The sequence below is a fragment of the Nostoc sp. UCD121 genome (assembly GCF_014222285.1).
Classification (GTDB): domain Bacteria; phylum Cyanobacteriota; class Cyanobacteriia; order Cyanobacteriales; family Nostocaceae; genus Nostoc.
In genome coordinates this window covers 1-25858 of the sequence record NZ_JACKZS010000049.1, presented here as the reverse complement: position 1 = coordinate 25858, position 25858 = coordinate 1, and the positions used below count along the sequence as shown (strand labels likewise).

At 46.9% G+C, this 25858-nt stretch carries 19 protein-coding genes and 1 pseudogene; 2 read left to right on the top strand and 18 right to left on the bottom strand.

The features are described from left to right. The 4 genes from GNF10_RS13065 to GNF10_RS13050 all read right to left on the bottom strand — a co-directional run bounded on the left by GNF10_RS13065 (position 1) and on the right by GNF10_RS13050 (position 3970). Complete coding sequence (locus tag GNF10_RS13065) at positions 1 to 750, bottom strand: SDR family NAD(P)-dependent oxidoreductase (protein ID WP_185582667.1); 750 nt, start codon at positions 748 to 750, stop codon at positions 1 to 3. Beyond that, positions 747 to 1142 (bottom strand): DUF6130 family protein, encoded by a 396-nt coding sequence (locus GNF10_RS13060; protein WP_185582665.1) that lies wholly within the window; start codon positions 1140 to 1142, stop codon positions 747 to 749. Before GNF10_RS13060 ends, GNF10_RS13065 begins: the two co-directional genes overlap by 4 nt. A gap of 281 nt (positions 1143 to 1423) precedes the next feature. Beyond that, complete coding sequence (locus GNF10_RS13055) at positions 1424 to 2416, bottom strand: alpha/beta hydrolase (RefSeq protein WP_185582662.1); 993 nt, start codon at positions 2414 to 2416, stop codon at positions 1424 to 1426. 165 nt (positions 2417 to 2581) lie between these two features. Continuing rightward, positions 2582 to 3970 carry a SidA/IucD/PvdA family monooxygenase gene (locus GNF10_RS13050; protein ID WP_311774154.1) on the bottom strand — a complete coding sequence of 463 codons (1389 nt, stop codon included), beginning with the start codon at positions 3968 to 3970 and terminating at the stop codon, positions 2582 to 2584. 324 nt (positions 3971 to 4294) lie between these two features. Here GNF10_RS13050 and GNF10_RS38535 point away from each other — a divergent pair. After that, positions 4295 to 4393, top strand: a pseudogene (locus tag GNF10_RS38535) (transposase); the annotation flags it as partial. On the opposite strand, the gene GNF10_RS13040 reads toward GNF10_RS38535, so the two are convergent. The 13 genes from GNF10_RS13040 to GNF10_RS12980 all read right to left on the bottom strand — a co-directional run bounded on the left by GNF10_RS13040 (position 4389) and on the right by GNF10_RS12980 (position 23757). Next, a complete protein-coding gene (locus GNF10_RS13040) occupies positions 4389 to 5258 on the bottom strand; it encodes an alpha/beta fold hydrolase (RefSeq protein ID WP_185582658.1) in 870 nt (289 codons plus the stop codon). The pseudogene GNF10_RS38535 and the gene GNF10_RS13040 overlap by 5 nt on opposite strands. A gap of 64 nt (positions 5259 to 5322) precedes the next feature. Further along, the gene (locus GNF10_RS13035) at positions 5323 to 6072 is read right to left on the bottom strand and encodes a glucose 1-dehydrogenase (protein WP_179076270.1); all 750 of its coding nucleotides are present in this window, start codon (positions 6070 to 6072) and stop codon (positions 5323 to 5325) included. Between the two features lie 133 nt (positions 6073 to 6205). After that, on the bottom strand, positions 6206 to 6745 hold the full coding sequence (locus GNF10_RS13030) for an SgcJ/EcaC family oxidoreductase (protein WP_179076271.1): 540 nt from the start codon (positions 6743 to 6745) through the stop codon (positions 6206 to 6208). A gap of 98 nt (positions 6746 to 6843) precedes the next feature. Next, entirely contained in the window at positions 6844 to 7755 is a 912-nt protein-coding gene (locus tag GNF10_RS13025) for an SDR family NAD(P)-dependent oxidoreductase (protein ID WP_179076272.1), read from the bottom strand. Between the two features lie 105 nt (positions 7756 to 7860). Further along, the gene (locus tag GNF10_RS13020) at positions 7861 to 9438 is read right to left on the bottom strand and encodes a GMC family oxidoreductase (protein ID WP_185582656.1); all 1578 of its coding nucleotides are present in this window, start codon (positions 9436 to 9438) and stop codon (positions 7861 to 7863) included. A 76-nt stretch (positions 9439 to 9514) separates the two neighbouring features. Further along, complete coding sequence (locus GNF10_RS13015) at positions 9515 to 10123, bottom strand: Dps family protein (RefSeq protein ID WP_185582654.1); 609 nt, start codon at positions 10121 to 10123, stop codon at positions 9515 to 9517. A 55-nt stretch (positions 10124 to 10178) separates the two neighbouring features. Beyond that, the gene (locus GNF10_RS13010; RefSeq protein ID WP_185582652.1) at positions 10179 to 10991 is read right to left on the bottom strand and encodes an alpha/beta fold hydrolase; all 813 of its coding nucleotides are present in this window, start codon (positions 10989 to 10991) and stop codon (positions 10179 to 10181) included. A gap of 114 nt (positions 10992 to 11105) precedes the next feature. Then, a complete protein-coding gene (locus GNF10_RS13005) occupies positions 11106 to 11663 on the bottom strand; it encodes a DsbA family protein (protein ID WP_185582649.1) in 558 nt (185 codons plus the stop codon). Between the two features lie 207 nt (positions 11664 to 11870). Beyond that, complete coding sequence (locus GNF10_RS13000; protein WP_185582638.1) at positions 11871 to 12500, bottom strand: response regulator transcription factor; 630 nt, start codon at positions 12498 to 12500, stop codon at positions 11871 to 11873. A gap of 8 nt (positions 12501 to 12508) precedes the next feature. Continuing rightward, the gene (locus GNF10_RS12995) at positions 12509 to 15286 is read right to left on the bottom strand and encodes a PAS domain-containing protein (RefSeq protein ID WP_260445882.1); all 2778 of its coding nucleotides are present in this window, start codon (positions 15284 to 15286) and stop codon (positions 12509 to 12511) included. A gap of 60 nt (positions 15287 to 15346) precedes the next feature. Further along, positions 15347 to 15952, bottom strand: a complete 606-nt coding sequence (locus GNF10_RS12990; protein ID WP_185582637.1) for a DsbA family protein — start codon at positions 15950 to 15952, stop codon at positions 15347 to 15349. Between the two features lie 265 nt (positions 15953 to 16217). Beyond that, positions 16218 to 16847: a response regulator transcription factor gene (locus GNF10_RS12985; RefSeq protein ID WP_185582634.1), complete on the bottom strand. Its 630-nt coding sequence runs from the start codon at positions 16845 to 16847 to the stop codon at positions 16218 to 16220. After that, positions 16834 to 23757: an AAA family ATPase gene (locus tag GNF10_RS12980; RefSeq protein WP_185582632.1), complete on the bottom strand. Its 6924-nt coding sequence runs from the start codon at positions 23755 to 23757 to the stop codon at positions 16834 to 16836. Before GNF10_RS12980 ends, GNF10_RS12985 begins: the two co-directional genes overlap by 14 nt. Positions 23758 to 24218: 461 nt before the next feature. Between GNF10_RS12980 and GNF10_RS37855 the strand changes: the two genes are divergently transcribed. Then, complete coding sequence (locus GNF10_RS37855) at positions 24219 to 24611, top strand: transposase (protein WP_311774153.1); 393 nt, start codon at positions 24219 to 24221, stop codon at positions 24609 to 24611. 14 nt (positions 24612 to 24625) lie between these two features. On the opposite strand, the gene GNF10_RS12970 is transcribed toward GNF10_RS37855, so the two are convergent. Beyond that, on the bottom strand, positions 24626 to 25624 hold the full coding sequence (locus GNF10_RS12970) for a zinc-dependent alcohol dehydrogenase family protein (protein WP_260445881.1): 999 nt from the start codon (positions 25622 to 25624) through the stop codon (positions 24626 to 24628). Positions 25625 to 25858 lie beyond the last annotated feature (234 nt).

Sequence of the window (25858 nt, the reverse complement as noted above, 5' to 3'; positions counted from 1 at the left end):
TCAATGAATACCACCTGTGATGTGCAGCGTTTCCCCAGTGATCCAACCTGAATCGGAGGACGCGAAGAAGACAGCAGCAGGTGCGATGTCCTGCACTTGCCCGATGCGACCAAGCGGCGTTTGCGCTGCAACCTGTTTGCGAAAATCGCTTTCGAGAACTCCCAATGCTTGCAGTCCCTCTGTTTCTACCATGCCAGGATTAATCGAGTTAACACGGATCTGGCGTGAACCCAATTCTTTGGCGAGTGACTTTGTTACAGCATCGACAGCTGCTTTGGTGGCATTATATACCGAGCCAGTCGCGGGTGTGGCGGTGCTGGCGATGGAACTAATGTTGATAATACTACCGCCTGCCGAGCCAAAGTACTTTGCTGCTTGTTGGGAGGTAAGAATTAATCCCAGTACATTGAGATCGGACTGTTTATGGAAATGCTCTTCTGTGATGTCTTCGAGCGGCAGATATTCATAAATTCCGGCATTATTCACCAAGATGTCAAGTCTGCCAAATGTCTGCTCTGTCTTGACAAAAAGACCTTCGACCTCTGCTTTTTTGGTAACATCTGCCTGTACTGCGATCGCCTTGCCACCTGCACTAGTAATTTCATCAACCACGCGATCGGCTGCTTCTTTACTAGAGGCATAATTGACGACCACTGCTGCACCTTCGGCTGCCAGATGTTTGGCAATTGAAGCACCAATTCCTTTAGATGCTCCCGTTACAACTGCGATTTTTCCTTCTAGTTTTTTCATGATGATTTCTTAATATCTGGCAGTGTGAACTCTACAGTTTCGCTAGTGATTACTTTGTGCGTGGGGTCAGCTAGTTCGATCAGTACCTTGTGCGCGCCAGGTTCCAATCCGACCAGGATGATCGTTTCCCCACTGGCATCGACAAAGTGCCACGGCGCGTCGTCAACGGTGATATGGATATGACCGATGCGCGGCGATACTTCGAGGGCACTTTTGCCGAACACTGGCAACACACGCAAATTCTCCGTCCGGTACTGGATGAAGACACGTCCCTGTGCCAGTGGTTCGGGAAGCGGTGGATCGACAATCAGCTTGGGTGGTGCTTCGTTTTCAATCGCAATCAACGGTGATGATCCGATAATGTCCCTAGCGCTCGGTGTGTGGCTGTTCATAACAGATAATTACCTGAGAGTAGAATGGCACTAAGAAAAGGGAAAATCATTGAGGCAGCAGGGGAGCAGAGGAGCAGGGGAGAAAGAAGAAGTTTAAGGTATTGCGTTCGGATATTTAAAAATTCCCCTCTGCACCCCTGCACCTCTGCAATCCTTACGCTGCCAACCCTTCAGCTTAACTTAGTGCCATTCTGCTTTACCATTTTCCCCTACGCTAACTCGGTAAGCAGCAAAGCGATGGAGGAGCGTCTTTTCATTTCCCCAAAAACATCGATCACATCCTATTGCAGACGTTTCTTCAATTCAGCAGCAGCTTGAACAAACAGAGAGCGGACTTCTGGCAGTTCGGCTAAACCATTGAGCAGTCCAAAGTCATGAATCATGCCGTTGTACTGCACCGTTGTCACCTCTACCCCAGCTTCATCGAGCTTGCGTCCGTAGGCTGTGCCTTCGTCATGCAAAATATCGCTCTCTGCAACCGCAATTAATGCTGGAGGCAAGCCTTTGAGTTGCTCAACCGTCGCTTGTAAGGGAGATGCGTAGATGTCTTTGCGCTTTTCTGGGTCAGGGATGTACAGGTCATACATCCACTTCATCGTGGGTGCGGTTAGGTACCGTTTGTCGCCGAATTGGTGATAAGAATTCGTTTCAAAATCGGCATCGACGATCGGCCACATCATGATATGTAGCTTGATGTGTGGCCCTCCGTTTTCTTTCGCCTTCAAAGCAGTGACTGCTGTCATATTTCCGCCGACACTGTTGCCAACGACTGCCAAATTCTTGCCATCCACCCCAATTTCCTCACCATGCTCGGCAACCCATTTGGTTGCAGCATAAATCTCATTAATCGCCTGGGGATATTGAGCATCTGGCGTGCGCGTGTAGTTGACAAAGACCCCTGCAAACCCTGAAAGCACAACCAGATCGCGAACCATGCGCTTGTGTGTTGGATAATCACCCAACACCCAACCACCACCATGAATAAAGATGAAAACAGGCAATGTGCCTTTGACTCCTTCCGGTCGCACAATGTTGAGCGTAATCGAATAACCGTCAGTAGTAATTGTCTTCTCCGACTCTTCAATGCCTGAAAGGTCTACTGGAGCGGAAGCCTGTGCATCTACGAGAACTTGACGCGCTTCGAGTGGAGGTAATGTCTCTAGAGGCACACCTCCTGAGTTCAGCACTTTCAAAAATGCCTTCACTCCTTTAGAAAGACGTGGATCGTCTGCAACTTCCAAAATCTTTGCTTGTGAATTTACTTGAGCAACCATGACATTCTCCTTTGATAATTAGTAAACAATTTGTTGAAATGACACTGTTAAGTGAATTGATTTAACAGTGATGCTCGATCGGCAGCAATCGTGAAATGGCGATCGCTTTCTACTGACATCGTTTCCCAGCCGGAATTATTTGTTACTGGTGAAAAGATTATCCACCTAGCGGGTCGCTGCCTCGATCGGTTGTTTCCACACCGCAGCAGCATAGAGCGAGTCCTCAAAATCAGGGGCAATATCGCCTGTGATCCGTGCCTCATGATGCGCCCAGTCCTCAAAGAACAAGTCGTGACTGATGCGCGATACTATTGCAGGTACGTCGCGGCGGATGCTATGGATGTCACCAACTGGCAATCCGAAGCTGACCAAACCAGCAGGATTAAATACGTGAATGTCTTTCAGGTAAGGGGCAGTGCCAGGTACTTTTTCTTGGTATTCGTGGGCGCTACCGAGGTAAGGATGTGCCCCCAAACCGTCGTCGCGCAGACCTTCTGTTGGCTGGTAGCGATCGCGCCAGAGGGCAATATGCTGGGAAAAGTCGGCTAGTTCGGGACGCTTGGTTGGATCAACGAAGTAACCAGTGCCAGCGATCGCAAAATCAAACTCGAAAACATCATCGTTCACCTCGATGGCAATGCGTTCGCCTTTGGCGGCGGCTTCCGCATCGCCCAGTTTCCGTGCCGATTTCCAAGGTGCAGATAGATGGATGTGAAAGTTCGGGAAAGCGATCGCTCGCTTAATCGAGTTCGGGGGTGGCGCGGTGCCTGCTTGACGAAAGTGCCAAGCCTGGAACCAGCGGGCTGCATCGGGTAGTTGGGGATAGTTGTCGTAAGCACCAGGGTAATCCCGTACCCGCAGGACTGAGAGAGATGCGATCGCCGATCGCCGTACAAATAGATGCACTGCCTTAGCTCCTGATTCCAGCGCCACTGCTGCTGCATCGAAAGCTGAAGCCGCCGCACCCAGCACCGCCACAGTCTTACCGCGCAGTGCTTCAAAATCGATGGCATCGGCGGTATGTGCGTACAACGTGCGGGGTAAGTCAGCCAGTATTGGAGGTATGTACGAACCACCCGTGCCAGCCACGCCATTGGCGAAGATAATTTTGCGCGTAGTCTCTAAGAGCGGGACACCGTTTACCTCAAGGTGTAGGCGGAAGAAACCTGCGACTGGTTCAATCCGCACCAACTTCGTCTGGTAACGAACCTGGATACCCAGGAAATGCCGATACCAACTGAGGTACTCAGCCCAAGCCACTCGCTCAATGCGATCGATCTCTGCGTAGGCTGCCGCACCGTGCCGCGCTTCGTACCAGGCTTGAAAGGACAATTCTGGGATGCCTAGTTCTGGACCAGGCAGATGTTTCGGTGTGCGGAGCGTTCTCATCCGCGCTCGCGTCAACCACACGCCTGCATGAGCCTCGTCATCGGCTGCATCGATCTCCGTCACGCGACCGATCCCAGCACGTCGTAGCGCAAATACAAAGGTGCTACCGCTGCCGCTGCCACCTATTATAGTGACATTGTGATCGATGCCAGGGCGATCGGGCACCCAGTTTTCGGGATCGGGACCGAGCAGGCGTAGTGTTTCTCGGGCAGTAAAATCGGAATTGCTCGTTGTCATGTTGATCTCCTCATATCTCGTTGCGATAGATGGAAGAATCGGAATAGCAGACAATTAAGCTGTTAAGCTAACGCGCCTACATATTGCACTATTTTCCGTGTAGACCGTGATTAGTCATCAGTCATTAGTCATTAGTGTTTACTAAGGACAATTGACAAAGAACAACCTCACCAGTTGATGTGCAATCTTATTTGCGTAACAGCTTAGTAGGTTTTTGTTCGTAGGTTTGGATTCGCTAGAGCGTGTTATGAACAACTGCCAGAAGCTAGAAAAGGGTTCGTGTTGCTACCACGTCGTTGGGTAATAGAGCGCAGTTTTGCATGGACGGCTCAGTTTCGCCGTTTAGTTAGACAAGGATGGGTTGCAGTCGTGACGTGAGAAATTGAGCGATGTAGTTTGCGATCGCATCCCCATCCTCTTCCAGGGCAAAATGTCCGGTATCGAGTAAATGCAACTCAACGTCTTTTAAGTCGCGCTTATAGGGATGAGCGCCTTCTGGGGGGAAGATGTAGTCATTCTTACCCCAAACAATCAGGGTTGGTGGCTGATATTTGCGAAAATACTCCTGCCATTGCGGATATAATGGTGGATTGGTGCCATAGCTATACAGCAGCGCCAGCTGAATCTCATCGTTTCCTGGGCGATCGAGGAAATGTTGATCGATAGTCCAGGTATCGGGGCTGATCGCTTCTAGATTGCGAACACCGTTGGTATATTGCCACTTCGTCGCTTCCAGGGTGACAAGATATTTGAGCTTTTCAGCATTCTCAGGCGATCGCTCTTGCCAGTATGCCTTAATTGGTTCCCAGAATTCGCGTAGACCTTCTTCATAAGCATTGCCATTTTGAACAATCAGAGATTGCACGCGCTCTGGATATTTAGCGGCAATCCGATAGCCAATGGGTGCGCCATAATCCATCACATAAAGGCTGTACTTTTTGAGAGCGATCGCAGCAATGAATTTTTCCACAATCTCAGCCAAGCGATCAAACGTGTAATCAAATTCATTTACAGTTGGCATCGAACTGTTGCCGTAGCCAGGGTAGTCAGGAGCAACGAGATGGAATTTATCAGCGAGGGCAGGTATGAGATTGCGGAACATGTGAGAGGAAGTTGGAAAGCCGTGCAATAGCAGAATCGTCGGATTATCACGAGAACCAGCTTCACGGTAGAAGATGTCTAAACCATCGATCGAAACTGTGCGATATGTCGTCATGGGATTACTTTTTGTAAGTGATAAAAGTAACATGATGGCATTTTACGACAACTCCTTTTGGACTTCAAATCTGTGCCATACCGCCATCAACAAACAACTCGATGCCGTTCACAAAGCTGCTGTCATCTGAAGCCAGAAAAACAACCGCTTTGGCAATCTCATCGGGTGTGCCGACTCGCCCTAATGGAATAGTGGCAGCTTGGCTGTCCACGAATTCTTGCAACTGCTGGTCATTCAGTCCCAAATGATCGTAACCAGGAGTCGGAACCACACCAGGGCTAATGGCATTCACTCGGATCTTGCGTTCTCTGAGGTCGAGTATCCAATTCCGAGCAAATGATCTGACGGCGGCTTTGGTGGCGCTGTAAACACTGAATGCTGGCGTACCTTTTATAGAAGTAATCGAAGCATTCAGGATAATAGAAGCGCCCTCTGGTAAAAGTGGCAGCGCCTTTTGTACGGTGAACAGTAAACCTTTGACATTTACGTTGAATGTTTTGTCAAAGTGTTCCTCAGTGATTGCTCCAAGCGGGGCAATTTGTCCACCGCCAGCATTAGCGAAGATGATATCAAGGTGTCCTTGTTCTTGCTTAATGGTGGCAAACAGACGATCGAGGTCTGCCAGATTAGAAACATCGCTCTGCACAGCCGTAACATTTTTACCAATGGCTTCTACAGCAGCATCCAGTTCGACTTGGCGACGACCCGTGATGTAGACATAGGCACCTTCGGCAACAAACTGTTTGGCTGTAGCAAGACCGATACCACTATTGCCACCCGTGACAAGGGCGATTTTTCCTTCTAGTTTTCCCATTATGCGAATCCTCTGATTGTTGGGTTTAAAGCGGTAAGTTGTTAATATAGAGCGGAGTCAGGAGGAAGAATAGTCAGCCGATATTGGGGAGCAAGGGCGATCGCCTTTTGTATCTTAACAAGCGTGCCATTCCTTACATCTCCTTTGATTGATCTGCTTGATGAGGCTGCTTGAGACTTGAAACGAGGTCGGTCACTTGACGTTGAGCCTCTGCGCTCAGTGAGTCAAAGTCGTCTAAGAAGAATTGACGTTCTAGCGCTAACTTCCGGGTGTTGAGTAACCCTTCGATCTGCCAACCTTCGTCGCCTTTCGTTACGACGTATAGCGGCAGCGAATCTCGTGACGGTGAAGTTTCGGTTTGTCCGGGCAGTATTACCCTGATAACTACTAGCATGAGCGCGAGTTGCGAGTTCACGAAGCGGACAAAATCCACCTCACCCTCCAGGCGTGTTCCTTTGACAACTGTGTCGAACGCTTGTTGATGAAATGCAGCGATTTCTTTTCGACCCTTGAGATGTGTACCCTCGAACGTGATGAAATCGGCAGTTTCGCTGAACGGGGCAGCGAAGCCTTCGCCGCTACCTCGATTCCAAGCATCAATCATTTGGCGATGGAAAGCACGGATTGCCGACTCGTCAGCAGTAGTGGTGGTTTGAGCTGTTTGTGAATTCATAGTTTTGAGTTTTCCTTTTAAGTGATGGACGAAAGGCTGGCAGGCTTACGACCGGCAATTCGTTTATCAACAGCGTGAAGCTCACTGTTACTGCCAGGTCAAGCGAGCAGGCGCAACGATTCATTCCAGAGCCGATCGGCATTGTCTGGGTTCAGGGCGTAGGGGGCAACTCCGCTCATATAGCCGTTTCCCTTGGTGACGAGAGTGGCTTCATTGCAGTCCTCGAAATAGCGTCCGCCAACGCCCTTTAGTAGCAAAGAGGTTGCCAACAGAACGGAAGTTGCCGCACCCTGCGCTATTGTCTTCTGCCGCTCAGGTGGGGTTCTAAGACCGCCCGTATGACGCTGGAGGTTGGTTGCGATCGCCCCGGGCATCAGGGCATTAGCGGTAATGCCATCCTTGAACCAGCGCGCAGTAGCACCCACAGCAAAGAGGATACTTGCGGTCTTGGACTGTCCATACGCCAACCACGGATCATAAGGACGGAACATGAAGTGAATATCATCGAACACAATGGGCGACATCAGGTGCCCGCTAGAACTAACCAACACGATACGGGCGGCACCCTCTGCTGCGAGAGCGTCGTGTAGTCCGAGCGCTAGGGCAAAGTGTCCGAGATAGTTAGTAGCAAATTGCATCTCCCAGTCTTCGGGTGTGCGCTGTTCGGGCAATGCCATTACCCCTGCATTATTAACGAGGATGTGCAGCGGCTCACGCCAGGCAGCAATGAACTTGGCAATTGAGTTGCGATCGCTTAAATCAAGCGGAGCAACATGAATATTCCGGTTCCCAGTAGTAGCCATAATGTCAGCCGCGACTTGCGCTCCAGCATCGGTATTACGCACAGCTAGTGTGACGATCGCTCCAGTTTGAGCCAGTGCCCGCGCCGTTTCTACGCCGATGCCCGATGCGGCTCCCGTAACGATCGCCTGCTTGCCGGAAAGATCAATTCCTTCTACAACCTCGGCGGCGGTGGAATGTCGTCCGAATGGTGTTGTAATCAGTGCCATTGTGTATTCCTTTACAGAGGTCGAGTGTTCTGTTTGCCTAACATCGACCGATAAACACTCAACAGGTATGATAATCTGAGATTGATCAAAGATTATCGCCCGTTTCTAAATAGATGAATACGCCGGATTTTGGAAGTTAGATTTGCTGAAAACCGTTCGTGCTGTGCGACCTGCTTTAATTAAATCTGCTGCCTTCTCACCAATCATGATGGTGGGTGCGTTCGTATTTCCCGTGGTGATTGTTGGCATGATGGAGGCATCAACAACTCGCAATCCCTCAACCCCATGTACCCGCAACTCAGGATCGACTACTGCCATTGGGTCAATGCCCATTTTGCAAGTGCCAACCGGATGCCACACAGTGCTGCAAGTGTCCCGAATGTAAGCTTCTAGTGCTGCATCACTCTGCTTGTCAGCACCCGGAGCGATTTCCTTACCGCGAAACTCATCCAAAGCACTTGCACCGAACAAGTTACGGAGTAATTTAATCCCGACAACTAACTTTTGCACATCAGTTTCACTTTGGAGAAAGTTCATTTGAATCATCGGTGTGTCTTTGGGGTCAGGGGAACGCAAACTGACACTACCAATGTTTTGAGGATGAGTTAAACAGACGAAACTTGTAAATCCTAAACCAGAGTGGGCATAACCAGGCGGTGCCAACACAACCGGGCCGAAGAGAAACTGTAAATCTGGCGCGGCATCCAGATTACCCAGAGTATGCAAAAACAAGCCAGCTTCAGCGACACTACTGCTGCTTGCCGTGTGTAAATCCTGAGTTGCCTCGTGTGCCACGGACACGACAGGGTGGTCTTGGAGGTTTTGACCGACACCCGGCAAATCAGCCACTACCGGAATTCCCATCGCTTGCAGGTGTTCTGCATCACCAATACCGGAAAGCATCAGCAGCTTCGGCGAATCGAACGTGCCAGCGCTTAAAATCACTTCGGAGTTTACCCTAACCTGGTGCAACATGTCCTCGTGCAGGTATTCTACCCCAATAGTGCGGGTACCCTCAAACAACAAGCGAGTTACCAACGCTCCTGTGGTTACAGTCAAATTGGGACGCTGGAAAATGGGTAACAGGAAGGCAGCGGCGGTGCTGTGGCGCTTACCATCCTTGATCGTCAACTGATAGAGTCCTGCTCCTGACTGCTGCATTCCATTGGGATCGGGATTGTGGTCATATCCTAGTTCCACTGCTGCGTCTACAAAACGTTGGGATACCACAGCAGGCACAATCAGATCGGTGACGCTCAACTCTCCATCGACCCCGTGAAATTCAGACGCGCCTCGTGAGAAGTGTTCTGATTTCTTGAAGTAGGGCAAAACATCAAGGTACGACCAACCTGGATTGCCCAATGACTGCCAGTGGTCATAATCGTGAGAATTACCCCGCAGATAAATCATGATATTAATCGAACTGCTGCCGCCCAGGACTTTGCCACGGGGACAAAAGATTTTGCGGTTATTCAGGTAGGGTTCTGATTGGGAGAAATATGCCCAGTCCACCTCAGAACCTAGTAGACTGAGACATTGCGCTGGGATGTGAATTTCTGGTTTCGTATCGGGATTACCCGCTTCAAGTAGTAACACAGTTGCGTCGCTGTCTTCTGTAAGACGGTTGGCGATAACGCATCCTGCCGAACCTGCACCAATTACAATGTAGTCATAATTAGTCATGAAGTTCTTTTCCTCTGTTATCTACAATGGATAAATGGAGTCAAGAATGAACTGATTTAAAGAGCGATCGCTGAATTTAACTGCGTACCAATGGTGTATCCACCAAATGTTCTGCCAGAAACCAAACTTGCGTCTCATTGGTTCGCAGGACTTGGCTCACTAACAAATCATTAGTGCCACTATCTTGATTTGCTGCTGTTTTATCGATCGCTACTCTCAATTCCTCAATGATTAACTCGTGGGCTTCTAGTAACCGCGACAACATCACAGGTACTTCCTCAACGCCATTGGGCGGACGCTTAATCTTAGTGACTTCTGCCACATGACGCGGGTCAGCGATCGCCACGCCTCCGAGTGTTTGTACTCGTTCACCCAGTGCATCAATTAACTCAATTTGTTCGCTGGCGTGTTTGTCGAGCAACAGATGTAGTTGATAAAACGTATGTCCACGCATCAACCAGTGATGTTTCTTGTAAAGGTGATAGAGAATATTCGTATCTGCCAAAATTTGATTGACTAAAACACAGCTTTCGCTGCGGGCATTGGGGTTGAGAACAATTGGCAAATCACGAAGAGTACCATACTGTTGAATTTCATATCCATGTTGATGCAGTAAGGGTTGACTGCCATCGACTTCAGTGATACTTGTATTTTGAGTCGGCACGATCGCATCTCCTAGAGTCATAATTAGGTCTGTTCTATTTGTATGTACTGAGAAACTGCTTCTCTTAAAATTGCGATTACTTCACAGCAGTGCTAGCTGCTTCAATCACTTTGGTAACTTCTTTTGGATGAGAGATAAAAGGAACATGACTGGAGTTAACTTCGGTTGTCTTAGCATTAATCCGTTTAGCCATAAATCGTTGAAGTTCAGGGTTGATGGCGCGATCGCTTTGAGTCACGATAAACCAAGAAGGAATCGTTTTCCAGGCGATTTCATTCACTGATTGCTCAAAGGCTGCGCTGGCGATCGGCTTTTGGGTTGCTGCCATCACTCTCGCCTCAGCCTTCGATACGTCCTGGGCAAAAAATTCGTGAAACTTTCCGCGATCGACATAGAGGAAGTTTGCAGCATCAGATATAATTGCCGTACTAATCGGAGGTGCTGCGTACCTTTTATTCAAATCACTCGTCTTTTCACCGGCATCTGGTGCGAAAGCATTAACATAAACTAGAGCTTTCACCTGTGGATTGCCAGCCGCCGCACCCGTGATTACATTTCCACCATAGGAATGTCCAACTACTACAACAGAACCCTTCTGACTCTCAATTACCCGCTTCGTCGTTGCCACATCATCAGCAAGAGAAGTGAGCGGAATCTGCACAGCAGTCACTCTGTAGCCATCCTGCTCTAACAATGGAATAACGTGTTGCCATGATGTACCGTCAGCATAAGCCCCATGAACGAGAATGATCGCAGGTTTAGAGTTGGACGCTTGAGGTAATTCCTTGGAGGTGGCTGGTGTTGGATGTATTGATATTCCAACGACAACACTTAATGCAAATAACCACAGCAACAATTTTTGAACTTTTTTCCATGTAAAAACCATCATGGCGATCGCCTCTGTATTCTTGCTAAATTGCTCAAATCTTTGATTCTTGTCGTCCGTATAGAAATTGTGAAATACTCCCCGATGAAATACTTGTTGGGATAAGCATCAAAAACCTTAATCATTTGCAGCAACAATGGCTGCCATTATCTGCTCAACAGTCCAGCGATCGAGATAGCGAATTCCATTAATAAACAAAGCGGGTGCAGCCTCCACTCCACTTCGCAGTCCACCTTCAATATCCGCATTGATAAGATTGACATACGCTCCCTTGGATAAATCCTGCAAAAATTGAGAAATATCAAGTCCTAAACGATTGGCATACTCTACTAGATAGCCATTTCCCAACTCTTGTTGATGGATAAACAGCATCTCATGCATTTGCCAAAACTGCCCTTGAGCCGCTGCTGTTTCTGCGGCTTCCGCTGCCCGTTGAGCATGTGGATGAATCTGTACCTGAGGAAAGTGACGGAAAATAAAACCTAAATTGTTTTCTCCAAACGAAACCTTCAATTGCTGTTGAGCAACTTTAACTAATCGATAGACGTTGGCACTTTGAAAACATTCATAATCTCCATACATGACGAATACTACAGCAGCATTCAGTACACCTTGAATATGATCTTGGGTTGAAGGCAGAACGAATAAAGAATAATTATCACGGTTGTAAGTCATGTTTCGGTTTGTATTAAGCAATACTTTTGCCTTACAACCCAACTGCGCTAACGTTGCTATGGATTTAATATAAACAATTGGTCCTCTTTTGTAGTCCACTCTGGGTTGACATTTTTGTACAATCGAGTGATGGATGAACCCATCCGTCTCGCAGTGGAAAGTTGTCTACAACTAAAGTTGGAATTTGGATACCAACTTTAGCACAGCTTATAAACTGACAATCCCACGCTTAACAGCAGTAATCACGGCTTGTGTGCGATCGCTCACGCCCAGTTTGCTTAAAATCCGATTTACATGAGATTTGACGGTACTTTCACCAATAATCAAAGCAGTCGCAATTTCTTGATTACCCATTCCTTGTGCCATCAAACGCAGCACTTCCAACTCTCGTTCACTCAGTTCTGGATTGCTCATTCGCTGCAATAATTTTGCGCCCACTTCTGGCGGAATGTATTTCTGACCATTATGAATGGCGCGAATCGCATTCAAAAGCTCACCAAGTTTAGAATCCTTAAGCAGATAGCCTTGAGCGCCCGCCTGTAAACCGCGATAGATATCTTCATCACCATCGTAGGTTGTGAGTAGCGCGATCCGAGCCTGCTTAAATTCAGCACAAATCGCCATAATGGCTTCAACACCTCCCATTTTGGGCATTCGTAAATCCATTAGTGTGACATCAGGTTGGTATTCACGAAACGCGGTGATCGCCTGTTGCCCATCTTCAGCTTGAGCAATCACGGTCATTTCTGGATCGCGGTTAATGATGGTTGCTAGACCCTTTCTGACTATGGCATGGTCGTCAACAATCAGCACTCGAATCGTAGTGGATTGGCTCATTGTAATTCTCACACTCGATTGATGGTGACAATAATTTCTGTTCCCTGTCCCGGTTGGCTTTGAATCAATAGTTGTGCGCCAATATACTCTGCCCGTTCGCTCATTCCTAATAAGCCAAACCCACCGCTCAAAGGAGTGCTACCTACTCCAAAGCCCCTGCCATCGTCTTTAACCCGTAAGATACACTGTATTTCGTTGTACAGTAACTCAACCCGAATTTCGCCAGCATAAGCGTATTTAATCGCATTGGTTAATGCTTCCTGCCCAATTCTGAGTAAGTTATTCTCCACTTCGGTTGATAAGAAATAGGCTATACCCTGAGTTTCGCAAATCAGAGCCGTGTCGGTCGTTGCTCGCATTTGAGCCACAATCCGATGCAAGGCACTCTCTAAATTACCTTCTTCTAGTAGCCGAGGACGGAGTGCTGATACGGATCGCCGTGCCCCTGCCAGCCCAGCGCGTGCTAGTTCCTCAATCATTTCCAGATGTACTTGGGTTGCTTCCGGGTCATCCACCAGCACTTGTGTTACTGCTCCAACTTGAAGCAGAATACCTGTGAAAGATTGAGCTAGCGTATCATGAATTTCTCGCGCCATCCGGTTACGCTCTTCTAAGATAGAAGTGTGTTCAGCTCGTTTACGATCGCTAATGTCTGTCATGAGACTGTAGAAACCTTTTACCTGAGCATTGTCATCGAAATCAGGAATAAAGGTCGCGCTGATGCACCGCTTATTATCAGGAAAAGGGATTTCTGCTTCTAGAGGGACAGTTTGCCCTGCAAACACCTGATTAATATACGGCTCAACCCGTTCATAAACCACCTCACCGAGCAGTTGACGAACAGGGTTGCCCAAAATTTCATCACGGCTACGGTTGAACCAAATCTCATAGGTACGGTTGATAAATTGAAAGCAGCGATTGGCATCGACGTAGCTAATCAGAACGGGTAGAGCGTCGGCAATCAGTCGTAATTCCTGCTCCTGTAAGCGAAGTTCCTCGTAGACACCGCGTAGCTCTGCTTCGTTTGCCTGCAATGCTGTCGTTCGTTCTGCAACTTGTTGCTCTAGGGTGCGATTGTATTCTGCTAAAAGCTTCTCTGCTTGTTTACGTTCGGTGATGTCTTGAAAGGCTGCGATCGCATACAAAATGTTGCCAGACTCATCAAAAATTGGAGTTCCCCAACTTTCGATCGGAATGATGCGATTCCCCTGGTGAATTTCGATATCATCCACACTGCCCTGTTCGCCGTTTAGCGCTCGCCTAATCATCAGTTGTTCGGTTGGGTAAGGGCGATCGGTTCCTGCCACATAGAGTTGATAGACCTCGGCAATTTGCTCTGGGGTGACAGACGGCAGCACGCCCTTGCCCAAGAGTTGGATTGCCTTCTGATTCGCGTAATAAGGGCGACCTGTTGCGTCCATAACCACAATTCCTACCGGAACCGACTCTAAAATTTTCTGGAGGCGGGTTTCACTTTGGGCGAGGGTCTGGTTTAAAGACTGCATTTTGGCAAATGCGATTTGAAGCTGCTGTGCCATCTGGTTGAACGATCGAGCCAGTTCGCCCAAATCGCCCGATCGCTCAATTTCTACCGTCTGATTCCATGCACCGTCTGCTAGCGCTTTTGCCGATTGACTGACGCTGACAATCGGTTTAGCGATCCATCGGGCAATCAAAATGCAGATCGCAATGCCAAGCAGCAAAGCCGCGATACAAAGCATAATCGTCGTGTAGATGCTTTGATTAATCTTTGCCATGAAATCGGATTCAGGCAACACCGTGACAATCAGCCAGTCTAGCCCACGAGTATCTTTGAATGGCATCACCTGAATCAACTGCCGTCTGCCATCGAACTTAAAATCAAGCTGTTCCGCAGTCTGGATCTGCCACAAATCGCTGAAATGCTCGCGCAAATAGGCAGCAGTTGCTCGCACGGTAGGGTTACGGCTCTCAACTGCGGACAATCGATTTGCTACCGCCCCACTACTTATGATCGCTTCTCCGGTGGAGGTGGCAACCAGTTGTCCCGATCGCTCTAGAATAAAGGCGATGCCTGCCTTGCCAATTTGCAGGCTAGCCAAAAAACGGCTCATCTCATTAGGCAGAAATACATCGGTGGCACAGACTCCCAACAGCGATCGATCAGCAGTGCTATAGACAGGCGTACTGGCGGTGATCGTTGGCAACTGGCTAGCAAAGTCGGCATAGATTCCACTCCAGCTTGGTTCACCTACCGTCACTGCTGCTTTATACCAGGGACGAACCCGCGCATCGAAGGCTTTGTTGCCTTGACTGATTAACTGGTCTCGCTGACCATTGCGATCGAGGCTGTAGCCGTAGAGTTTACGATCTGTAGCAACATTACTTGACCGCAGTTCAATTGAGCGATCGGCAGGGCTACGTCGCACCCCTAGAAGAGAACCTTTGCGATCACCACAGTAGATATCACTCACCATTGGATAAATCTGAATTTGCTGCCAGAGTGGAAACTCACCTTTGACTGCGCTAGGGTCAATTTTTCCCTGAGCGAAGGTGCTGGCATTGAGCCGATTGATGTTATGGGGTATCTCGGTATAGGTTTGTAGTTTGCCTTCGATCCGGTTCGTCAGTTCGCGCCGCAGTTGACTGGCGAGATCGCTGATGGCTTCCTGTCTATTTTTGAAGGAAAAATACCCCACTAAGCCGACTGTCACCAAAGTTTGCAGTACAAACGGCACAATCAAAACCGTCTGCAATGGCACCGTTCTGGAAACTTGAGCTACAACTTGCTTGAGAAGACTGCTCATCAATCAGATTCCTCATTTACGGCAGTTCGCGCACGTTAGTCCATTTATTGACAGAAAATACTAGCCATGAGAATATCCAACGATCGCAACAAGTAGTGGCTCAAGCTCTAAAGCATCTCCATAACGCACACCATTGATAAATAAAGCTGGAGTGGAATCTACCCCACTATCCATTCCACTGGCAATGTCTTGATTGATGCGATCGACATACACTTTTTGGGCAATGTCTCGAATAAACTGAGTTACATCAAGCCCTAAATTATCAGCGTATTCTGCTAAATACCCATCTTCTAGCTCTTGCTGATGCTTCAATAGCATCTCGTGCATCTGCCAAAACTGCCCTTGTGTTGCTGCTGCTTCTGTCGCTGCTGCTGCCTTTTGAGCTTGAGGATGGATTTGAGGTTGAGGGAAATGTCGGAATACAAAGCATAGAGAATCTCTCCCGAATAAGGTCGCCTCAAGCTGGCGTTGAATTGCCTGAATTGAGGTATAAAGTTCACTACATTGGAGACACTGATAATCCCCATACTCAACAAGCACAACACGAGCATTCAATGATCCTTGTCGATGGTCTTGCTCAGAAGGAAGTACAACTAATTGATTGCGCTCTACTTCGCAGTTACCGCAAGGGTCGCCAGCTGTGTCGTCAGGAATAACATCGCTCATTTTAAACTCTCATTTTAAATCTTTGAGGAAAAGAGATTCATCGTGTAACCTCTGAAACTTCTTCCCTTCAAGCCTATAATCATTTGCTATGAGTTTAATGTATGAGACTTGTTTAGGCTTGTCGTCAATTCAGGGTCTGTATTTTAATCAACAAAATGATTGAGGATGAGTCAATTTGAGGGACTAGAACGAATCAAACTCAGGTTTGATTGCCTCAGAGACTAAAATATGATAGTTAACCCAGGCAGAAGTACCATCTTTGCTTTTACAAGCTAGCAATTCCGCGTTTCAAAGCAATAATGGCTGCCTGGGTGCGATCTTTGACATTTAGCTTGCTTAAAATTCGGTTGATATGAGTCTTCACTGTACTTTCACTAATATTGAGAGCAGTGCTAATTTCTTGGTTGTTCATGCCCTGTCCGACTAACTGGAGAACTTCTAACTCACGAGCGCTCAGTTCTGGAGCAGTCAGCCGTTGAACTAGCTTGGCAGCCACGTTGGGGGGAATATACTGTTGTCCCCTGGTCACTGTGCGAATTGCTGTCAATAGTTCCTCTGGCTCAGAGTCCTTCAGTAAATACCCCTTTGCCCCAGCTCGCAATCCTCGATAAATCTCTTCATCGGTGTCATAAGTGGTCAGCACGATAATTCGGGCATTGGGAAACTCATTGCAAATATCCGTAATCGCCTGAACACCTCCCATATCGGGCATCCGTAAATCCATCAAAGTCACATCAGGTTGCTGCTGCTGAAAAACTGCGATCGCCTCATGCCCATTTCGCCCCTGACCAACAATGACAATATCTGGAGCCTCCTCTAACATTCCGATCAAACCCTGGCGGACAACAGGATGATCGTCCACAACCAGAACGCGAATGCTACTAGGCTGATTCATGCTGACTTAACCCCCGATTAATGAATACCGCGATCTCTGTCCCTTGCTCTAAGTCACTTTGAATCTTTAATTCAGCTCTAATGCGTTCAGCCCGTTCTGCCATCCCCAGTAGACCAAAGCCATTCTGCATCGCCTGGTTTTCTACATTAAATCCCTGCCCATCGTCTTTAATTCGCAAGCTGCATTGGGTCGGTTCATAGATCAGTTCAATGTGGATTTTACGTGCTTCAGCATGTTTGATTGCATTTGTCAAAGCTTCCTGCCCAATCCGAAACAGATTATTTTCCAGATCGGAGGATAGGGGATAGGGTGTACCCATAACTTCGTAGACGATTTGGGTTGTGATCGAGGAGTTTAATTCAGCAGCAAGACGGCTTAAGGCATCCTGTAAGTTACTGCTCTCTAAAAGGTATGGGCGGTGTAGTGCCTCTACTGAACGACGTGCCTCCGCAAGCCCAGAACGGGCTAAGTCGAGGATCTGAGTGAGGAGAGCTTGCGCTTTTTCTGGGTCTGCCGTTACCTTATTGGAGGCAGAGCGAGCATGAATGATAATACCTGTAAACGCTTGGGCTAAAGTGTCGTGAATTTCCCGTGCCATGTGATTGCGCTCTTCTAGAATGGAGGCTTCTTCGGCTCGTTTGCGATCGGTGATATCTCTTGTTAGCCAAATGACAGAATGTTCTGAGATGGGCGAGATGCGAGTTGCAAACCAGGTTTTCCACCCTCCCACGATCAAGCTATACTCAACCGTTAGGGGCTGCTGAGTGCTTAATGCTTGCCGAATACAGACAAGAAATGTATCGGCTTGCGATCGCTCAAAAATTTCGGAAAATGTTCGACCCACCTGTTCGTCAATCGGGTTAGATAATTTCTCTGACTCGATCAGGCTTGCTCTCAAAATCCGCCCTTCTGCATTTACTACCAAGAGCGGATCGGGCATTGCACAAAAGAGCGCCCGAAGTTCTGCTTCGGAGGCTTGCAACGCTTCTTCTGCCTGTTTGCGTCTAATTCCTAATGCAATCTCGCGGGCTGAAAACTCCAACGCCTCAAAGTTGGATGACGGAATGGGATGTCGAGTAAACATCCCTATAACTCCAACAAGCTGCTCATCCAGCAGTATCGGATAGCCCGCAAATGCCACCATGCCTTCTCGTTTTGCCCATTCTTTATCAATGGATGATTCATCAAACACATTGTTAGTCAACAGAGGGCAGCGTTCCTGAGCAATTCGTCCAACTTTGAGGCTACCTACAGGAACTCGACTGTATTCACCGTCAAGACGGGTATACATCCCTGCGCTGGCTTGTAACTCCAAAACATTATTGTCTTTATTCAGCGTCCAAATCCGAGCGAATGCCGCATTAAAGTGCTTAACAACGGCTTGGGCACAGCGATGCAGTATCAAGGGCAAACTAGCACTTTGAGCCAAGGCACTATCCACATCGGCGCGAAAATCGGAGAGGATTGCCTGTTCCCGAAATTGGGCCTCGGAGTGACGCAACACTTCTTCTGCTTGTTTGCGTTCGCGTAGCGCAGCTTGCTGTTCGCTAATATCTGTCATGAGACTGTAGAAGCCTCTCACTTGAGCATTGTGATCGAAATCAGGGATCAAGGTCACGTTGAGGCATCGCTTGCCAAGCGGAAAAGGGATCTCTGTTTCTAGAGTTACCGTTTGCCCTGCAAACACCTGATTAATGTACGGCTCAACTCGTTGATAAACCGCCTCACCGAGAAGTTGGCGAACAGGGTTGCCCAGAATTTCATCGCAGCTACGGTTAAACCAGACCTGATATGTATGGTTGATGAATTGATAACATCGATTGGCATCTACATAGCCGATCAGAACTGGTAGAGCGTTGGCAATCAGTCGTAATTCCTGTTCCCGATGGCGCAATTCTGCTTCACTTTGCTGTAAAGCTGCCGTTCGTTGGGCTACTTGTTGCTCCAGGGTACGATTGTAATTGGCTAAGAGATGTTCGGTTTGTTTACGCTCTGTGATGTCTTGAAAGGCTGCGATCGCATAAACCACATTGCCCTGTTCGTCAAAGACTGGAGTTCCCCATGCCTCAGATGGAATAGTTACGTTGTTTTGGCGAATATCTATATCGTCAGTCCTGGTGCGTTCGCCACTCAACGCCCGGATAATTGGCAGTTTCTCTGACGGATAGATTTGATCCGTTCCCGTCACGTAAAATTGATAAATTTCTGAAAGTTGCTCTGGTGTCGCAGCAGGATCAATGCCTTTACCCATAAGCTCAATTCCCCGCTGATTGACATAGTAAGGGCGACCTGTCCCGTCAATAATGCCAATTCCCACTGGAATCGCTTCTAAAAATTGATTCATCTGACTTTCGCTCGCGCGGAGCTTTGAGTAGAGTTTGGCATTTTCAATTGCAATGGCTGCCTGAGCGGATAGCAGATTTAAGACTTGCAATCGTTCCGGTGTAAATACTCCAGTTGCTAGTTGGTTTTCTAGATACAATACGCCGACAAGTTTACTTTGATTTAGCAACGGTAAACAAAGAAGCGATCTCGTTTGGTTATGTTGAATGTATGGCTCATTAATAAAATTACCTTCGCGAGTTGCATCATTGAGGATGACAGATTCATGAGTCCGAACCACATATTGAATAATGGATTGGGGTAAGTGATTTGCAATTGGTGTTGACCGCAGTACTTGCGCCGCATAGACTTTCGCAGTTTCATTGAGTTCATAAGCCGCTTCAATCGTCCATTCTCCTAAGTTTTCCAAAAGCAGGCATCCAGTTTGTGCCCCAGCATTTTCAATTAGAATCTGCATTAGAGAACTGAGCAACTGCTCCAATTCAATTTCACTCGAAATTGCTTGAGCTACTTTCATCACTGTCGCTAAATCGAAAGCAGTATGTGAGGCACTTGAGATGGTTCCGGTCGTGGTGCGAACTGGTGTAGAAACTACGTTGGAGGGCTTAGGACATAGTTGAGGATAATGAGTTTCTAAATTTTTAACCTTTGCCATTGCTCCCCATCGTTCATAGCAATAGTTAGCTTCCTTCATGTAAGTTTGGGCAAACTTTTCTCTACCACGAACTAAGTAATGTTTGGCGGCTAATTCATAGGCTAATGCTTCTTCTTGAAGATACTCGTTGTCCTTGGCTCCTTGAATGGCTTGTTCATATAAGTTTTCTGCTTCAAAAAATTGACCCAAGACTCGCGCTTTCTCTGCCTCAACGAGATGAAACTTGTGTAAAAAGTTTTCTGGGCAGCTATCCGACCATGCTTTCAAGCGCTCCTGATTCGATCGAATCTGTTCCAAAGCATTATTTTGTTCTGCTTGAGATAGACCGGAATACAGGTTGAGTAGAATCAGAGAACCATAATAAAAATAACTACTATAGGTTGTAAATCCTACGATAGAATTTAGGATCTTTCCCGCTTCAACGAAATAATGGTAGCCTTGCTCAAAATCTGCTGTTAAACAGGAAAGATGCATTCTGAGGATGTAATAAAGACAAATTGAAAACCGTATTTGTGAGGTTTCACCCTGATGAACTATTTTTTCTGTCTCCCTGAGCAATCGATCGTGTTCCTGTGCTGCTTGCCCTAAAGCAAGTTTTGCGATAAAAAATTTAGCTCCAGCCAGCGCCACCTTGGAAAGCTCGTCCTGAATCTGCTCCGCCACCAACTGATATTTTTCGTTGTCTTCTGCAACGGTTGTTAAATTTTCGCTTTGAAATAAGCGATTAAAAATGTTACCGACCAGGTTATAGGCTGCAAATTGAACATTTCCCGACTCCATGCTTGCCAGGAAACCTTTATAATTGATCACGGCCGCTCCTGCTATAGGTTTTGACCAAACTTGAATAAAGCCTCCAAACAACATCTCAGCCTTACACTGCTGAGATTTACTGTTTAGCTTGTAACTAAGCTGCACAGCTAAATCTGCAAACTCATAGCCTTGTTGGTATTGCCCTTTCATCAAGCTTAAAAGAAGACCATAGTTTGCATAAGCCTTAATAGACTCAGCAATATTTCCATGTTCAATGCAAAGACGAACTACTCTTAAACTGATAAAGCAGTAAAGTTCAATATTAGCCGTAATGTAGGCTGATATATCTACAACGATCAATTTAATCATTGCTTGAATGACCGGATCGCTCACCGTTGGTAAAGTTAAAAGTGAGTAAATTGAGCGATTTTCTAAGCTTTTGGCAACAGCAGCAAACTCTTCACGGACTAGTTCTGTCAAATTTTTGCCCTTAATCTCAATCCCAAGCTCATGCAATCCGATAAGACCTGTTTGAACTGCTTCCTCACATTCGCCTTGTAGGGTATATTGAGTGATTTGAAAAACACGAATATCTGCGCGATCAACGGCAGAAAAAATGTGCTCTAAAGCAACCTTGGTTGTGGCGCTTAATTGCTCATAGCTAGCATTACTCAACTGTGCTGCACAGAGAGTACGATACAGATTGAACATCAAGTCGTACTGACTTATCCAAGCCTCTGCTTCGAGCAAGCCAATGCCAGTCTCAAGATACCGAATCGCGGCTTCATAGCCTGTAGAGGATATGGCTTTTTGAGCAGCAGCCAAGTTGAGTCGTGCTATTTTCTCTTTTTCATCTTTGTGTGTCAGAAGGGATTGACCAAAGTTGATGTGGTTGACAATATCAAAAAGCATCTCACTTTGTTCGACCTCAGAGAGCTTGCCAAGCAGTAGTTGTCCAATAGAGTAGTGCGTTACTTGCTTTCGATGCTCAGGAATCAAAGCATAGGCGGCTTGCTGTACTCGGTCATGCAAGAACTTATACTCTTGAACTAACAAGTCCTCATCTAATTCAGACAGGGGTTGAATGAATCCTCCTTGTACCACTAGTAGTAAATCCTGAAAAACCATTTTGGGCGATTTCTCACACACTATCGCTAACGTATTTAAATTAAATTCAGCGCCAATGCAAGCAGCTAACCGAAGAATTTGCTGTGTATTTTCTGGCAGTTTCTTCAACTTGTGAAGCATCAACTCCACAACATTATCAGTGATATTTTGAGCTTGAATCTGAGCAATGTTCCACTGCCAGCCTCCTACCCCCTTCTGTTCCCCCTTAGTAAAAGGGTCAAAGGTCAACAGATTTTCGCTATACAGCGTCCTCAAAAATTCATTGACAAAGAAAGGATTACCCTCGGTTTTACGCAACACCAACTGAGTTAAGGAACGAACGGTGTCAGTATTGTGATGTAGTGTCTCGGCAATCAACTGATTCAACGGCAAGAGCGTTAAGGGTGTCAGTATAATTTCTTGAAAAACTACTCCTTTTTTTCGCAGTTTTTCTTGCATTAATACCAGTGGATGGGTTGAATTTACTTCATTATTTCGATATGCTCCAATTAAAAATAGGGATTGGATTTGCTCATCCAGCAGCATCAACTCGATTAACTTCAGCGTTGCTGAGTCTATCCACTGCAAATCATCTAAGAAGATCGCCAGGGGATGTGATTCTGAACAAAACACCCGCACAAATTGCCCAAAGATTCGATGAAAGCGATTTTGAGCTTCAGTTGCTCCAACTTCTGGTACAGGCGGCTGCTTGCCGATAATTAATTCAACTTTTGGGATCACATCAATGATGATTTGTCCATTGTTTCCTAAAGCTGTAAGTAAGAGTGATCGCCACTGTTGCACTTGTTCGTCTGGTTCACTGAGCAATTGCTGTACCAATTTTTGCAGAGCATCTGCGATCGCGCTGTAGGGAATATTGCGCTGAAATTGATCGAATTTACCAGAGATAAAATAGCCGCGCTTTTCGGTAATTGGTTTATAGATTTCCTGCACTAACGCAGATTTCCCAATACCAGCATAGCCAGATACCAACATCATTTCGACTTGGAATTTTGGATTGCCCGCTTGTTCCCTTTGCGAAGTCGTTTCCAAATTGTTTGGTAAAGCAGCGACGCGATTTGACTCTGGACACGCTACGCGCTCAAACGCCGCCAGTAACATTGCAACTTCCTTGTCCCGTCCATAGAGTTTTTGGGGAATTTGAAACTGACCCGAAATGTCTTGAAGTGCCAGTTTAATGCTAGAAATTTGACCGATTTCTGCTAATTGTTCAGCACAGATTTCTAAATCCGCTTTGATTCCCCAGGCACTCTGATAGCGTTCTTCTGCGTTTTTCGCCATCAGTTTGAGAATGATATCTGAAACTGGCTTAGGAATCGCTGTATTTATTTCATGAGGCGGAACAGGCTCTTTAGCTATATGACAATGGACTAGTTCCAGGATATCTGTTGTGGGAAACGGCAAATGTCCGGTTAGTAGTTCGTAAAATGTCGCACCAAGGGAGTAAAAATCGGTGCGATAATCGAGTAAACGGTTCATGCGCCCGGTTTGCTCTGGAGATAGGTATGCCAGTGTCCCTTCTAAAACATAAGGACTTTTGAAAGTCGGATTCGTGCGGTTAAATTCAGTAGCAATTCCAAAGTCAATAATTTTGACAACACCAGTATCCAAATTAAGGACTATGTTTCCAGGGTTGATATCTTTATGAATTATATTGGCTGCATGGATTCTGCCCAGAATGTCGCAAACAGCGATCATAAGTCCTAGAAAAGTAGATAAAGGCATTGGGCAGAAGATATCTGGACGCTTGTGCATCCATTGCTCTAGGGACTCTCCCCTAAAATCTTCTAAGATAATCACCAGAGTGCGTTGATAGTCCTGCTGGCTGTATGCCTTGACAACTCCTTCCAGATTCAGGGAACGGGTAATTGTATATTCCTGTCTGTAGCGGGTCAGTTCCTGGGAAGAGGGATAATCAACTTTTAGCATTTTTACGACTATCAGTACTCCATCGTCTCTGATACCTCGGTAAACTAGAGAATTGGAACTTTCGTATATTTTGTTTTGGATAGCAATACCAGGTAGAGCGATCATAGAGCAACTCTTGAGAAGATAATCTGGCATAACCCAAACTATACAGCAATTCAGCTATCTACATCTTTCATCTTTTGAGGTTTTATTTGGTTTTGTTCATTTCTAGCCAGTTGCAAAGCCTTAACTGAACTCTGTTGAGCGCTGTATCAATCATGTAGAACATTCTACAGCATTCGTTTGACAACCTGACTTTATCCGTTAAGTCTTGAAAAGCTTACGGGTAAAGTCAGGTTCTAGAAGGGATGATGAGTGCGTTGCATTCACAAGTGCGGCAACAAGCCAAAAAAAACCGAAGTGGACAAGATTGCTGATCATCGACCTCGGTTGCGGTGAAGAATACCTGCACTGCAAGTATTAAATCCAAAGGGTTCTGTCATTACAAATGCACCAATGGCATCAAACGACATCTCGCTGTTGATACGCTAGGACTACCATTTTTCACACATTGCAGCAAAGCCAGTGTGACCGATGATCAAGGCTTAATTGAACTCTTGAGCCACAACCTGGATTACTTTCGAGCCAAGAAGCCTGTCAACATTCCTCTCTATTACCATCCTGCTCGACCACGGCTATCACCCAAACACAATCAGCACTGCCCTGCAAAAACTCTATCCACAAGTCCTGACCAAGATAGAAGTCAACTTGCACCTAAGCCGACGAAAGCCGAAAAAGCAGCCCAAGGCAAAGCAGGATTTTTCCCAGTTGCAACACGATGGATCATTGAACGTTCCAATGCTTGGATGGAGCGGTGTAAGAGCTTAGTCAAAAACTTTGAGCATACCTTAAGTCATGCGACAGCAAAACTCAATCTCTGTTTCATTCGGCTGATGCTCAAGCGGTTGGCGAATGGATAGATCTCAAATGGGTTCTATAAATCAATCGCGATTTTGATAACAGCAGTCCCTGCTTCCACTGCTTCGTGGGCGGCTAGTGCAGTATCTAAAGTGAAATGGCGAGGATCAACTACTGGACGCAACTGATTGGTTTGTGCCAATTGTGTTGCTTGACGCAGAATATTACCATGATGAGCATGACCCTCACCGGTCAATAGAGGCAGAAGTACGAACACGCCCGAATATGTTCCAGACTTCCGTGAGAGAGGCATCAGGCTATGCTGCCCCCAGCCGTAGCAACTAACGACGTGGCCGTAATTGCCTACAGCCTGAAACGCATCGTCTAGAGTAGAGCCTCCAACCGTGTCGTAGACCACATCAAAGCCGTGACCGTCTGTAAAAGTCTGTACGATCTCCTCGATTGATGTACTACGATAGTCGAGTGGCACAGCACCGAGTTGTCGCACTATATCGTGCTTGGCAACCGAGGCAGTGGCGAACACTTTGGCTCCACGCGCTTTGGCAATCTGTACAGCCACATGACCTACACCGCCAGAGCCGCCGAGTATCAGCACTTTCTGATCGGCGCGTACATTCGCCCGATCAACCAGTCCTTCCCATGCAGTCAAAAACACCAAGGGTAAGGCAGCCGCTTCACGCATACTCAGGTTGATCGGTTTTTTTGCCAGTAAGTCAGCATCAACGGCAGCAAACTCAGCCAGTGAACCTTGCAATCCCCCAACTCCACCCGTCAATCCGTAGACCTCATCGCCAACCTGAAAGGCGGTAACATCTTGTCCAACCGCTTCCACAATCCCAGCTAGATCAGTTCCTAGCACAGCAGGGAGGACTGGTTTGGCATGGGACGCTTTACCTGTGCGGATTTTGCTATCGAGTGGGTTGACACCACTCGCTTTGATCCGCACCAAGACTTGATGACCAGTGGGTTGCGGTCTGGGAATTTCGGCGCTACGAAATGTCGCAGTTTGAAAATCATCTACAATCAGTGCGTGCATCGTCGGTGATAGTTCCATGTTCCAACTCCTTATCTGTAATTAGTGGATTCAGATCGATTCCGCCATTTTGCCGTCTCTTGCTCAACATAGGCGTTGAATTTCGTAAATCAAAGCAGTATCATCGGTAGAATATCTCATTTTGCGTCACAAGGCGATTGAGAGCGCTAGATAAATCCTAGTGTGGTAAAACTTACTAGAGAAGACGACTCTCTAAATTAGCCAAGTAACCCTTGGGATCTCTGCGAAATCGAT